Origin of the sequence: Okeania sp. KiyG1 (genome assembly GCF_014132355.1) — a bacterium.
Taxonomy (GTDB): domain Bacteria; phylum Cyanobacteriota; class Cyanobacteriia; order Cyanobacteriales; family Microcoleaceae; genus Okeania.
In genome coordinates, this window is record NZ_BLZO01000150.1 from 15,969 (window position 1) to 30,985 (window position 15,017).

The window sequence follows — 15,017 nt, forward strand, 5'->3', positions numbered from 1 at the left end:
ACTACTCCTCGGATTCAAGTCACGGGGATTCTAAGTAGATACTACGCAACAGGATAAATCCTTGTTGCTTCGTCTATTCGAGCGCTGACCAAAGATATATTCTTTGGGGAAAAGTCAAAGTGCCCCTACACAGTCTGCTTAGGGCAATGCCTAACATTCTGCTTACTTTTTATTGATAAAACTAGCACAGGACAACTAAAGTTGTCTAGTCTCAACGACAGAAATAGCGTATATTGAGTTGGGAGACGGCCGGAATAAAAAAACTTATTAGAGTATAATTGTCTGGCAACTGCACCCAATAATTATGATATCTTCAATAAAATTATCGTGTAACTTGCTTTTCTTGAAAAATTAATATGTATTTTTATTAGATTACTAATTACTAAAAACCAACTTTTTGTATTAGGCTTTCTGCTCTAAATGTACAACTATACTTATACTACTTAGGCGAAACTTCATCATCCTAACCAAATTATAAAAATGATATTATCTACAGCTTTGTTGTTTTATTCAAAAATAGTAGTTAGTGAGTAAACTTAACAGCAAAAAATTAAAATAACACTCAATAAAAATCATGAAATTTACTTATGAAACAAATAATTTACCACATAAGCTTTGCTTTACTAATGTATATAAACTGTCAAGATATTACACTAACTAATTTACAAGTGTATTACAAAATCAAGTTTTAAATAAAATTTGTGGGAGATAAAATCACCCATAAAAACTATAAATAAACAACCAGGATACTCAAGAATGATTCATCAAAAATTAAATATCAACACCCAAAGCAACCTGCCAATTTTCAATATGCCCGATCTGATTGAAATTCAGAGGGCAAGCTTTCGATGGTTTCTAGAATATGGCCTAATAGAAGAACTAGAAAGCTATTCTCCAATTACAGATTATACAGGAAAACTAGAACTTCACTTTATTGCCAAAAACTACAAACTAAAACAACCAAAATACGTTGTAGAAGAAGCAAAACGTAGAGACAGCACCTACGCAGTGCAAATGTATGTTCCCACCCGCTTAATCAACAAAGAAACTGGAGAAATTAAAGAACAAGAAGTATTTATTGGCGATTTGCCTCTAATGACAGACAGAGGCACATTTATCATCAACGGAGCTGAAAGGGTAATCGTTAATCAGATAGTTCGTTCTCCTGGAGTTTATTACAAATCAGAAACAGATAAAAGTGGACGACGCACATATAATGCCAGTTTAATTCCTAACCGAGGTGCATGGCTGAAATTTGAAACAGATAAAAATGACTTAGTTTGGGTCAGAATAGATAAAACCCGGAAACTTTCAGCTCAAGTATTACTAAAAGCTTTAGGGTTAGGGGACAGTGAAATTTTTGACTCTTTGAGACACCCTGATTATTTCCAAAAAACAATCGAAAAAGAAGGACAATTTGGAGAAGAAGAGGCACTACTAGAACTGTATCGGAAATTACGCCCTGGAGAACCACCAACTATTGCAGGTGGGGAACAACTACTCCATAGTCGATTCTTTGACCAAAAAAGGTATGACCTAGGAAAGGTAGGAAGATATAAACTCAATAAAAAGCTCAGGTTAAACTTACCAGACACAGTACGAGTATTAACCAAAGAAGACATATTAGCTGTAGTTGACTATCTAATTAATTTAGAATATGACATTGGTCAAACAGATGATATTGACCATTTAGGAAACCGACGGGTGAGAAGTGTAGGGGAACTCCTACAAAACCAAGTAAGAGTAGGTTTAAACCGTTTAGAGCGAATTATCCGAGAGCGGATGACCGTATCCGAGGCAGACTCATTAACACCAGCATCACTGGTTAACCCAAAACCATTGGTAGCAGCTATCAAAGAATTCTTCGGCTCCTCTCAGTTGTCCCAATTTATGGACCAAACAAACCCATTGGCAGAGCTGACTCACAAACGACGAATATCAGCTTTAGGACCAGGAGGACTAACTAGAGAAAGAGCAGGATTTGCAGTACGAGATATCCATCCTTCCCATTATGGGCGAATTTGTCCGATTGAGACACCAGAAGGCCCAAATGCTGGTTTAATTGGTTCCCTCGCAAACCATGCTAAAGTCAATGGCTACGGATTCATCGAAACACCATATTATCCTGTAGAAAATGGTCGAGTATTGCGCGAGGGCAAGCCAATATACATGACAGCAGACGCAGAAGATGATTCCCGGGTAGCACCAGGGGACATTATGACCGATGCAGAAGGTAATATTTTGGGGGAAGTTGTACCAGTACGTTATCGACAAGACTTTACTACTACCACTCCCCAACAAGTAGACTATGTAGCAGTTTCCCCGGTACAAGTAGTTTCAGTTGCTACGTCATTAATTCCATTTTTGGAACATGATGATGCTAACCGGGCATTGATGGGTTCCAATATGCAACGACAAGCAGTTCCATTGTTGCGTCCAGAAAGACCTTTAGTTGGAACAGGTTTAGAAGCCCAAGCGGCCAGGGACTCTGGTATGGTAGTTATTACCCGCACAGATGGAGAAGTTAGCTTTATAGACTCAACTAAAATATCTGTGGTCGATCCACAAGGTAATGAAATAGATTACCCATTGTGTAAATATCAAAGATCGAACCAAGATACTTGCTTAAATCAAAGACCTTTGGTGTATGAGGGAGACCAAGTAGTAGCTGGTCAAGTATTAGCTGATGGTTCCTCTACTGAAGGTGCTGAGTTGGCTTTAGGGCAGAATATTTTGGTAGCTTATATGCCTTGGGAAGGTTATAACTACGAAGATGCAATTCTGATTAGCCAACGTTTAGTATATGACGATGTTTATACATCTATTCATATTGAAAAGTTTGAGATTGAGGCCCGACAGACAAAATTAGGACCTGAAGAAATTACTAGGGAAATTCCTAATGTAGGGGAAGATGGTCTGCGGAACTTAGACGAACAAGGAATAATTCGAGTTGGTGCCTGGGTAGAATCTGGAGATATTCTTGTAGGTAAAGTAACGCCCAAGGGAGAGTCTGACCAACCACCTGAAGAAAAGTTGTTGCGGGCAATTTTTGGAGAAAAAGCACGGGATGTACGAGATAATTCTCTCCGAGTACCGAATGGTGAAAAAGGTCGTATTGTTGATGTGCGAGTATTTACTAGGGAAAAAGGAGATGAATTGCCACCTGGAGCAAATATGGTGGTCAGGGTTTATGTGGCCCAAAAGCGGAAGATTCAGGTAGGAGATAAAGTAGCAGGGCGACATGGAAATAAAGGTATTGTTTCACGAATTTTACCGATCGAAGATATGCCTTATTTGCCCGATGGTACTCCGATAGATGTAGTGTTAAATCCTTTGGGTGTACCTTCGAGGATGAATGTGGGACAGATTTTTGAGTGCTTGCTAGGGTGGGCAGGTGAAGTTTTGAGTGTGCGATTTAAGTGTGTACCATTTGATGAGATGCACGGTCCGGAAAAATCACGAGAAACAGTACATCGAATGTTGGAATTGGCCAGGGAGCGTTCTGGTAAAGATTGGGTATTTAATGAAAATTATGCCGGGAAAATTCCTGTTTATGATGGACGAACTGGAGAAAAGTTTGACCGTCCGGTGACTGTAGGAATTGCTTATATGTTGAAACTGGTTCACTTAGTTGATGATAAGATTCATGCTCGTTCCACAGGACCTTATTCTCTGGTGACCCAGCAGCCTTTGGGTGGTAAGGCACAACAAGGTGGTCAGCGTTTTGGAGAAATGGAAGTATGGGCCTTGGAAGCTTTTGGTGCTGCTTATACTTTACAAGAGTTGCTGACTGTGAAATCTGATGATATGCAAGGTCGGAATGAGGCTTTGAATGCAATTGTTAAAGGAAAAGCTATTCCACGACCTGGTACTCCTGAGTCTTTCAAGGTATTGATGCGAGAGTTACAGTCTCTATGTTTAGATATTGCAGCTCACAAGGTAGAAACTATGGATGATGGTACTACTCAGGATGTGGAAGTTGATTTGATGGCAGATGTATTAGGAAAGCGAGCACCTTCTCGTCCAGTATATGAGTCGTTGTCTCATGAGGAAAACCCGCAGTAAGTGTAGCAGAAGGCAGAGGGCATCCTGCCTGCCTGGGCTATCCCCTTGTGGGGAGCAGGGGAGCAGGGGAGTAGGGGAGTAGGGAGTAGGGGAGTAGGGGAGTAGGGAGCAGGGGAGAAGGGAGAAAGAGTATAGATAGGTAAGCGATCGCTACTTAAGTTCTCAAAAAAATGTATTTTTCAATGCACTTTTTCTCCGCAAAAAGCCTCTCAAATGCCAATACATAACTTGTCTGTTTTGTCAAGTTTTATGTGAAGAAAGATGTTTATAAAAAACAGCTTTGAAAGGGGGGAGGTAGAGAGAGGGTAGAAGAGAAAATCTTACCTGTTCTCAGTTTGAGATTCTTGAGCTGTCCGCGCCCTTTGCTTCAACTGCGATAAATTAGGTGATAGGTGGTAGGTTAATTGTGATGATATTTGTTCTCTTGAAGAAGGCAGAAGGGAAAATTGCTTATGGATAGTCTTCGACCGGCCACTCCGTGTCTTATAACCCCAAGCAATTTTAAGCACCACCCGTTGACGGTGGGGTATTAAACCCGCAAAAGAAAAGATAACCTGACACCTACTGCAATTTACGGCGTTGCTGATTCTGGGTATGATGCAGAGCTAGCCGAGCAAGCCAAAATTGGGGGGAATAAAACTCTAAAAGTCCCCCTGTATGATCCCCCTCCCGTCCCCCTGTATGATCCCCTCCCGTCCCCCTGTATGATCCCCCTCCCGTCCCCCTTAGAAAGGGGGAAGCCAGATGTTGCTGTGCTTTGTGTTGAATGGGGGAAGCCAGATGTTGCTGCGCTTTGTGTTGAATGGGGGAAGCCAGATGTTGCTGCGCTTTGTGTTGAATGGGGAAGCCAGATGTTGCTGCGCTTTGTGTTGAATGGGGGAAGCCATATGTTGCTTCGCTTTTTGTTGAATGGGGGACCAGCGGGGGCTTTACCAGAACCAAACAATCGCACATTCATACTTCAATTCAGCAACGCCCAATTTACTAACCTTAGTTAAGATGATACTGCCCAAAATGGGTTGGGAGTGTGACTCAAAAAAACCGAATTTCATCATTACTGGACTGACACAGCTAATTTTATGCAGAGCGATTATTGGTGCGGGGGCGGGTTTACCAGGTCCTGGGTAAAACCGGGGCGGGTTCACCAGGTCCTGGGTAAAACCATTCAGTTAACGCGGAACCCGCCCCTACCGCGGAACCCGCCCCTACCCGATGCACCATTTTAGATGTGCCACTCCACTACTAACAATTCCTCAATTCCCTCATCCAAAATAATTCGCTTAATGTGCAATGCCTCTTAATTTTGTAGTCTTAACTCTATTATTGTAAAAATGCCAAAACTTGAACAAAGATTTGATTATGTCAAAATTGGTCTAGCTTCTCCAGAAAGAATTCGTGCCTGGGGAGAGAGAACTTTACCAAATGGTACAGTAGTAGGAGAAGTTACTAAACCAGAAACTATTAATTACCGGACTCTAAAACCAGAGATGGATGGTTTGTTTTGCGAACGCATCTTTGGTCCAGCAAAAGATTGGGAATGTCATTGTGGAAAGTATAAGCGAGTCCGACATCGAGGTATTGTTTGTGAAAGATGTGGAGTAGAAGTAACTGAGTCACGGGTGCGCCGTCACCGTATGGGATATATCAAATTAGCAGCACCAGTTACTCATGTTTGGTATCTCAAGGGTATTCCGAGTTATATGGCAATTTTGTTAGATATGCCATTGCGAGATGTAGAACAAATTGTTTACTTCAATGCTTATGTGGTATTAGATCCAGGTAACCACGAAAGTTTAAGTTATCAGCAACTGTTAACAGAGGATGTTTGGCTAGAAATTGAAGATCAAATTTATAGCGAAGATTCAACAATAGTTGGGGTTGAAGTTGGCATTGGTGCTGAAGCTCTACAAGTCTTATTACAAAATCTTAATCTAGAAGAGGTAGCAGAAAAACTAAGGGAAGAAATTGCTAATTCTAAAGGGCAAAAACGCGCCAAATTAATTAAACGTTTGCGAGTAATTGATAATTTTGTCGCTACGGGTTCAAGACCGGAATGGATGGTTTTAGATGCAATTCCAGTCATTCCACCAGACCTACGTCCAATGGTACAGTTGGATGGTGGTCGCTTTGCAACTAGCGATTTGAATGACTTATATCGACGAGTGATTAACCGAAATAATCGCTTGGCAAGACTGCAAGAAATCTTAGCACCAGAGATTATTATCCGTAATGAAAAACGAATGTTGCAAGAAGCAGTTGATGCTTTGATTGATAATGGTCGTCGTGGTCGTACTGTGGTAGGTGCAAACAACAGACCTCTGAAATCTTTGAGTGATATTATTGAAGGAAAACAAGGTCGTTTCCGGCAAAACTTGTTAGGTAAACGGGTTGATTATTCAGGACGTTCGGTAATTGTTGTCGGACCAAAATTGGCAATTAATCAGTGTGGTTTACCACGAGAAATGGCAATAGAATTGTTTCAACCATTTGTCATTCATCGGTTAATTCGTCAGGGGTTAGTTAATAATATTAAGGCTGCTAAAAAACTGATTCAAAGAGGAGACCCTAATGTTTGGGATGTGTTGGAGGAAGTAATAGAAGGTCATCCAGTGATGTTGAACCGGGCACCAACTTTACACAGATTAGGTATTCAAGCTTTTGAACCTATTTTAGTAGATGGTCGTGCAATTCAGTTACATCCTTTAGTTTGTCCGGCATTTAATGCTGACTTTGATGGCGACCAAATGGCGGTTCATGTGCCACTTTCTTTAGAGTCGCAAGCAGAGGCAAGGTTATTGATGTTGGCATCGAATAATATTTTGTCTCCTGCAACTGGTCGCCCAATTATTACACCTTCTCAAGATATGGTATTAGGTTGTTATTATCTGACAGCAGAAAACCATAGGGAGCAAGGTGGAAAAGAACTATATTTTGCTAACTTTAATGATGTAATTTTAGCTTATGAACAGTCTAAGCTAGGGTTACATACTTATGTGTATTTGAGGTTGCCTGGTGATGTGGCAGTAGAAACAGATAAACCAGAAGAAATGCCTCCCGATATCCAACAGATATCAGAAGAAGTTGCGGTTAAAAGTTATTGGATGCCATTGGATAGCAAGATATTACCCGATAATTTGGGAGAGCTGAAGTCAGAGAAAACTCTAGAAAATGGAGATGTAGTTAGGGGTTATCACTTGTATCGGGTTCATTACACTCCACAGGGAAAAATTAAACAGGTTCATATTAAATCTCGCCAGGTGCGGGAGATAAATGGAGAAGCAGCGACACAGTTTGTGGTGACAACGCCTGGTCGCATAATTCTCAATCAGACAATTGAAAGTGTTTTGTAAGGAGTCAGGAGTCAACCCACCCCTAACCCCTCCCAGGAGGGGAAAGACCGAGTCAGGAGGGAAGAAAGAAAAAGAAACAGGAGTAGAAGGAGAAAGTCTTTTGCTTGCCTTCTTATCCGGAAAGATATCGTACCTCAAATCAGCAACGCCATAGTTGGCAACTGATGATGTGAAAGAATAAGCTGAAATTAGTGTATAACCATTACTTTCAGTCTATAAACTTTCACTTTTGACTTCTGAATTTTGACTTGTGACTTCCGTGAAACGGTATGAGTTGCTCCACTCAGGGAGACCTGAAAGACCGCACTAACTCACCACGTCAGCGACAGAGGTGGAAAGTGCCACAAACCAGGTCGCAAATTAGCAAACTGAGCTGACACCGCTGTTGATCGCTAACAGAAGGAAAAGTTCATTAATTGATAATGGATAATTGATAATTGATAATTACCTCGGGTTTTAACCGTTACGGAATTGAATATAAGTAAATATTATTTCTTTTCTCTTGGTCTCATGGATATGGTTAGGAAACCCATCCATCCCACCCAACGGGTGCGCTGCGCTTTTTCCGTTTGTCATGCTGCGCAAACATGTCGGCGACAGCCGTTAACGTAGTTATGCGAAGCAAAACGACCGCTTTTTCCCCTTAAAAGGGTCGGCTTTAAACCAGAATTATTTAATTATTAATTATTAATTATTAATTATTTTGTACCTCATCAACTCGAAAACTGCTGTAAATAGAATTAGTAAACTAACAAACAAAGGTAGAGAATAACATGATTTTTCGGAATAGAGTTATTAATAAGGGTCAACTGAAAAAGCTAATTTCTTGGTCTTTTAATAATTATGGTACAGCCAGAACTGCAGATATGGCAGATAAGCTGAAAGATTTAGGATTTCGTTATGCGACAAAGGCAGGAGTTTCTATTAGTGTTGATGACTTACGAATACCTGCTTCTAAACGACAACTTTTAGATGCCGCAGAGGAAGAAATTCGCGATACAACTGACCGCTATACTAAAGGAAAAATTACTGAAGTAGAACGCTTTCAAAAAGTAATTGATACCTGGAATGTTACCAGTGAAAATCTTAAAGATGAGGTGGTCCGTAACTTTAAGGCAAGTGACCCTCTAAATTCAGTTTATATGATGGCATTTTCTGGAGCGCGGGGTAATATTTCTCAGGTGCGTCAGTTAGTGGGAATGCGTGGTCTGATGGCAGATCCACAAGGGGAAATTATTGACTTGCCAATTAAAACTAATTTCCGGGAAGGTTTAACTGTAACGGAGTATATTATCTCCTCCTATGGTGCGCGGAAAGGCTTGGTTGATACAGCATTGAGGACTGCTGACTCCGGTTATTTGACTCGTCGTTTAGTTGATGTTTCTCAGGATGTAATAGTTCGGGAAGCAGACTGTGGCACAAAGCGGGGAGTAACAGTGACAAGCATGAAAGATGGCGAACGCGTGTTAATTCCCGTACAAGACAGGTTATTGGGTAGAGTAGCAGGAGAAGATGTTAAACATCCAGAAACAGGAGAAATTATTAGTAGTGGTGGCGTTCAAGCAGTCAGAAATCAAGTATTTACAGAAGACTTAGCTAAAGCAATAGGTAAAGCAGGTGTAGAAAAAGTATTTGTGCGATCGCCGTTGACTTGCGAGTCACCCCGGTCTGTCTGTCAACAGTGCTATGGGTGGAGTTTAGCTCATGGTGAGATAGTAGATATGGGAGAAGCTATTGGGATTATTGCTGCTCAGTCTATCGGTGAACCAGGTACTCAATTAACAATGCGGACATTCCATACTGGTGGTGTATTTACAGGGGAAGTAGCACGTCAGTTCACATCTCCTTTTGCAGGTGTAGTCAAGTATCCATCAAATGTGCGTACCAGGTCATTCCGGACTCGTCATGGGGACGAAGCAATGATTGCAGAAAATAATTTTGACCTGACAATAGTAGGAGCTGGTGGTAGTAAAGAAAGTATATTCATTGCTCAAGGTTCTATTTTGATGGTGGAAAATGACCAACAAGTGTTAGCAGGAGAAATTTTAGCAGAAGTACCAAAGGCAGGCCAGGTAAGAAAAACAACTGAGAAAGTTACAAAAGAAGTAGCCTCAGATTTAGCAGGGGAAGTTCTATTTGCTAAGTTGGTGCAGGAAGAAAAAGTAGATAGACAAGGAACAACGACGCGCATTGCTCAAAGAGGAGGTCTCATCTGGATCTTATCAGGAGAAGTTTATAATCTGCCACCAGGTGCAGAAGCAGTAGTCAAAAATGCTACCCAAATTAGTCTGAATAGTGTAATTGCTGAGACTAAGTTGGTAACAGAGCATGGCGGTGTGGTACGAATTCCTTCTACGGAAAAAAATCAAAATATCTTGAGTGCAGGAACTCCACAGCAAACAACAGATGAGTCTGAAGATTCAATGACTATGGCTAACGTTCCTACCCAACTACCAGTGCATACGAAAGCACAAAGTCATCTACCTCGTGAGATTGAAGTTATTACTGCAAGTGTGCGACTAGACCAGGCAAAAGTTAGGATGGAAACCATTGCTAACCGAGACCAGTATATCATTGAAGCCCAAAATCATCAACGATTTGCTTTGAAAGTTTCTCCTGGCAGTAAGGTTGGTAACCACGAAGTTATTGCTGAACTTTTAGAAGAGAATTATAAAACTACTACAGGTGGCATCATTAAATATGCTGGAGTAGAGGTTCTCAAACGTGGTAAAGCTAAACAAGGCTACGAAGTGACAAAAGGTGGTACATTGCTATGGATTCCTGAAGAATGCCACGAAATCAATAAAGATATATCTTTGTTATTGGTAGAAGATGGTCAATATGTAGAAGCAGGCACAGAAATAGTTAAGGATATTTTCTGTCTGTCTAATGGAGTTGTAGAAGTACACCAAAAAAATGACATTCTCAGGGAAGTGGTAATTAAACCAGGTGAACTGCATAGTGGAGATTATGAAGCAGAATTAGGGGATTTAAGTCTAATCAATGGTCAGATTGCCATGCCAGGAAAGGAAGTGGTACCAGGATTAGCAGTCTCTGAGTTAAAGTATATTGAATATGTAGAAACTCCAGAAAACCCTGGATTATTATTACGGCCTGTGACGGAATTTCATGTGCCTGACGATCCTGGTGTTCCTTCTCAGAAATCAATTAATTCTTCTATTGAGTTAAGGGCAGTCCAACGTATTCCTTTTAAGGATGGAGAACGAGTTAAATCTGTAGAAGGTGTGGAATTACTACGAACCCAGTTAGTATTAGAGATTGGAGAAGAAGCTCCTCAATTAGCTGCTGATATTGAGTTATCACCAGATCCAAAGGAAGAGGGAGTAATGCGTTTGCAGTTGGTGATTCTAGAATCTTTGGTAATTCGTCGCGATGTAACGGCAGATACAACTCATGGTAGTACAAGTACCGAACTTTTGGTGAAAGACCGGGATGTAATAGAAGCTGGTGCAGTGGTTGCTCGCACGGAAATTTTATCCAAAGAAGCTGGCGAGGTACGCGGTATTAAAGAAGGTTCGGAAGCTATTCGTCGTATTTTGATAGTCAGAGATGCTGACTTAATTAAAATACCAGTTAATACTTTGCCATCTGTAGCTCAAGGGGATTTATTAGTTGCTGGTGCGGAAATTGCCCCTGGAGTAACTCTCCAACAGTCAGGTATGGTTTCTAAGATTCAGAAAATAGTTGCTGATAATGGTGAAGAAAGTTATCAAGTTATGTTACGTCAAGGCCGACCTTATCGTGTTTCAGCAGGAGCGATACTGCTGACCATGGATGGGGACTTGGTACAACGAGGGGATAATTTAGTACTGTTGGTATTTGAGCGTGCTAAGACTGGGGATATTATTCAGGGTTTACCTCGAATTGAAGAATTGTTGGAGGCGCGTAAACCAAAAGAGTCTTGTCTTTTAGTGAAGTATCCTGGTCAAGCTCAGGTTAAGGTTAATGAGGATAATGTAGAGGCTAGCGTGGTTTCGCCTGACGGAACAATTACAGATTATCCCATAGGTCCTGGGCAGAATGTGATTGTTTCTGATGGACAAAATGTAAATGTGGGCGAATCACTCACAGATGGGCCTCAAAACCCCCATGAAATTCTGGAGATTTTCTTCAACTATTACCGCGACCATGAGAGTATTTATGAGGCTTGTTTGAGGAGTTTTGAGGCTTGTCAGCAGTTTTTGGTAGACCAGGTGCAGGCGGTTTATCAATCTCAGGGTATAGATATTTCTGATAAACATATTGAGGTAATTGTGCGTCAGATGACTGCTAAGGTCAAGATTGATGATGGTGGTGATACTACTATGTTGCCTGGAGAGTTGATAGAGTTACGACAAGTGGAACAGGTGAATGAGGCTATGTCTATTACTGGTGGAGCAACAGCTCAGTATACGCCAGTTTTGTTGGGGATTACAAAAGCTTCCTTGAATACAGATAGCTTTATTTCTGCAGCTAGTTTCCAAGAGACTACAAGGGTATTAACGGAGGCGGCAATTGAAGGTAAGTCAGATTGGTTAAGGGGATTGAAGGAAAATGTGATTATTGGGCGTTTGATTCCTGCTGGTACTGGTTTTAATGCTTATGAAGATGCCTTGAGTGCAGAGATTAGTCGTTTGGAACAAAATTGGGATGAGGATATGGATATTATTGAGGAGGAGAATTTACAAGGTGTGGTCTTAGACGATCAAACAGCACGGTCGTTAGAATTGGAAAGTAATCTGAATTTATCACCTATGAATTCACCTATGAATAATAATTTTGAAGATTCTCAAGGCATATCTCAAGAGCAAAATCAATTGATAGATGATACTATGCCTGATTTTCCTGCGATTCTAAGTAATAGTGAATCAGTTTTAGATGACTCTGATTTTGTGCCAGATCCTTTTGATTCCGATTTTCCTAGCGACCTAGAAGATGACTTAATTGATGATGATGATGATGGTGATGATGGTTTTGATGATTTTGATGAGAATACGCCAGATTTAATTTAGAATTTAGAATTTAGAATTTAGAATTTAGGAGGGAAGAAAGAAGAAGTATGATTTTGCCCCCCTAGCCCCCCAATTTTGGGGGGAATAAGACTCTAAAAGTCCCTCAATTTTTGGGAGGAATAAAACTCTAAAAGTCCCCCAGAATTGGGGGATTTAGGGGGCTTTACCAGAAGCAAACAATCGCGCATTCATGCTTCAATTCAGCAATGCCTCCTTCTGCCCCCCTAGCCCCCCAATTTTGGGGGGAATAAGACTCTAAAAGCCCTTCAAAATTGGAGGGAATAAAACTCTAAAAGTCCCCCAGAATTGGAGGATTTAGGGGGCTTTACCAGAAGCAAACAATCGCGCATTCATGCTTCAATTCAGCAATGCCTCCTTCTGCCCCCCTAGCCCCCCAATTTTGGGGGGAATAAGACTCTAAAAGTCCCTCAATTTTTGGGAGGAATAAAACTCTAAAAGTCCCCCAGAATTGGAGGATTTAGGGGGCTTAAGCATAACCAAACAATATATGATATTATTTCTCCTATGTATAAGTAATTTTATTCCTGAAAACTAACAATTAAATATTATGTCATTAGAAAATATTCAACTAACAATTACTCTATCTGACTCAAAATTAGAAGAGGATAAACTTGAAGAAGATACCCGGTATATTTTGTCGGAAATTGAAGGATTTGATGGCGTTCAAAAAGCAGATTTAATATCAATAGAAACTGCCGAACCTGGTGCTAAAAATATCGGCGGTTTTTTAGTAGGAATTCTCACTGCAGAAATTAATGCTAAAAATCTCAAAGCTTTGGTTGGATATTTGGGCGATCGCCTCTCTGGTAAGACTGTTAAAATTAAGGCTGAAGGTAATGGTCGAAAGATAGATATTGAAGTTGGTAATATGGAAGATTTGAAAAAAGCTTTGGCAGAAGTGGATGATTTTTTGAAGGCTTAAGGAGATTTTTTCATGGCCAAAATAGCTCTATTAATTGGAGTTAGTGAATACCTCCCAGAATTTCCTGCTTTGCCTAGTGCGGTTAAAGATGTTGAGGCAATGAAGGATGTTTTAGGTAATTCGGAAATGGGAGGTTTTGATGAGATTACAGTGTTGAAAAATTCTAATCGTCAACAGATAGAAGAGGCTATTTATGAATTGTTTGCTGACCGGAATAAGGATGATGTTTTACTTTTTTATTTTTCTGGTCATGGAGTTAAAAGTCGAGAGGGTAATTTATTTTTAGCTACTCCTAAAACTCGCAAAGGTCAACGGGGAATTGTTACGCCGACTGCTGTGGGTGCTAGTGTTTTACAAAGTCACATGAATGATAGTTTTTCCCAACGTCTGGTTGTGATTCTTGACTGTTGTTATAGTGGCGCGTTTACTAAGGGAATGACTGCTAAAGGAGATGAAAATATAGATATTCAAGCAGAATTAGGGGGTAAAGGTAGGGCGATTTTGATGTCTTCTAGTGCTGTTCAAAGTTCTTTTGAGTCGGAAGGTTCGGAATTATCTATTTATACAAAATATCTAGTTGAAGGGATTAAAACTGGAGCAGCAGATACGGATAATAATGGCAAAATTTCAGCGGATGAATTGCATCAATATGTGAGTGAAAAGGTACATGAAGAATCTCCGGCAATGACTCCTCAATTTGCACCTGTGAAGGAGGGTTATAGAATTTATTTAGCAAGTTCTCCTCAAGACGATCCGAAATTACAATATCGTCGTAAGGTACAGGAAATATTGCGTCAAAATAATGGCGAGATAGATTTTATAAATAGTTTTTTATTGGAGGAATTATGCAAGATATATGGAATATCTGATGAGGAAGCAAAGGTAATTGAAGCTGAGGAAATGGAACCTTATATTCAGTTTCAGAAAAAGTTAAAACATTATGAGGAAATCTTTAGTAAAGCAGTTAAAAATTCTTATCCTTTTACAGAAAAAGAACGTGAAACTTTGCAGGAAATTCAGTCACTTTTAGAATTGAGAGATGAGGATGTTGCACCTATTGAGGAAGGATGGTCAATAGAATTACTTTCTGACAAAAATATAAACTATACAAAACTCCGTGACTTCCTAGCAAATGGGGAGTGGAAAGAGGCAGATATGGAAACTGCTCGTTGTATGTTGAAAGTTTCGGGGCAAGAGGAGCAAGGATATCTAGACATAGAAGATGTAGAAAATTTTCCTTGTACAGACCTCCGCACAATTGACCAGCTTTGGGTAAAATATAGTAATGGTAAATTTGGATTTTCTGTGCAGAAGAAAATTTATCAGAGTTTGGGTGGAACAGGAGAGTATAATCGAGAGGTATGGGAAAAGTTTGGAGAGAAAGTTGGATGGAGAAAAGAAGACAGATGGTTGAGCTACAATGAGCTAACCTGGACACGAGATATATCGTCGCATTACACGGGGCACATACCAGCTGGGGAGTCGTGGGGGGGCACCGGTAGTACCCGCTGTGGGGCGTCGTGGGGTAGTTTTGTGGACTTGACTTCGGACTTGACTTCGACTTTGGGGGGATGGGGTGTTGGTGGAGTATACTCTTCTCTCGCGCAGAGACTTGTAGACTGTAACATATAAGCGTTCTGAGTCAGT

The 15,017-nt window shown here is 40.5% G+C and carries 5 protein-coding genes; all 5 read left to right on the top strand.

The genetic code is table 11. The annotated features are described in order from the left end of the window. Positions 1–756: 756 nt before the first annotated feature. The 5 genes from rpoB to SAGCYANO_RS34630 all read left to right on the top strand — a co-directional run bounded on the left by rpoB (position 757) and on the right by SAGCYANO_RS34630 (position 15,002). Complete coding sequence (rpoB, locus tag SAGCYANO_RS34610; RefSeq protein ID WP_202224193.1) at positions 757–4,065, top strand: DNA-directed RNA polymerase subunit beta; 3,309 nt, start codon at positions 757–759, stop codon at positions 4,063–4,065. Positions 4,066–5,396: 1,331 nt separating this feature from the next. Beyond that, positions 5,397–7,415: a DNA-directed RNA polymerase subunit gamma gene (locus tag SAGCYANO_RS34615; protein WP_202224194.1), complete on the top strand. Its 2,019-nt coding sequence runs from the start codon at positions 5,397–5,399 to the stop codon at positions 7,413–7,415. Between the two features lie 773 nt (positions 7,416–8,188). Further along, positions 8,189–12,427, top strand: coding sequence for a DNA-directed RNA polymerase subunit beta' (locus tag SAGCYANO_RS34620; RefSeq protein WP_202224195.1), 4,239 nt, complete (start codon positions 8,189–8,191; stop codon positions 12,425–12,427). 568 nt (positions 12,428–12,995) lie between these two features. Continuing rightward, positions 12,996–13,370 carry a hypothetical protein gene (locus SAGCYANO_RS34625; protein WP_202224196.1) on the top strand — a complete coding sequence of 125 codons (375 nt, stop codon included), beginning with the start codon at positions 12,996–12,998 and terminating at the stop codon, positions 13,368–13,370. Between the two features lie 12 nt (positions 13,371–13,382). Further along, the gene (locus SAGCYANO_RS34630; RefSeq protein ID WP_202224197.1) at positions 13,383–15,002 is read left to right on the top strand and encodes a GUN4 domain-containing protein; all 1,620 of its coding nucleotides are present in this window, start codon (positions 13,383–13,385) and stop codon (positions 15,000–15,002) included. The last annotated feature ends 15 nt before the right edge of the window (positions 15,003–15,017 follow it).

Excerpts from the sequence above, each read along its gene's own strand:
- SAGCYANO_RS34630 (WP_202224197.1), top strand. The coding sequence starts at position 13,383 with ATGGCCAAAATAGCTCTATTAATTGGAGTTAGTGAATACCTCCCAGAA.
- rpoB (WP_202224193.1), top strand. The coding sequence starts at position 757 with ATGATTCATCAAAAATTAAATATCAACACCCAAAGCAACCTGCCAATT.
- SAGCYANO_RS34620 (WP_202224195.1), top strand. The coding sequence starts at position 8,189 with ATGATTTTTCGGAATAGAGTTATTAATAAGGGTCAACTGAAAAAGCTA.
- SAGCYANO_RS34615 (WP_202224194.1), top strand. The coding sequence starts at position 5,397 with ATGCCAAAACTTGAACAAAGATTTGATTATGTCAAAATTGGTCTAGCT.
- SAGCYANO_RS34625 (WP_202224196.1), top strand. The coding sequence starts at position 12,996 with ATGTCATTAGAAAATATTCAACTAACAATTACTCTATCTGACTCAAAA.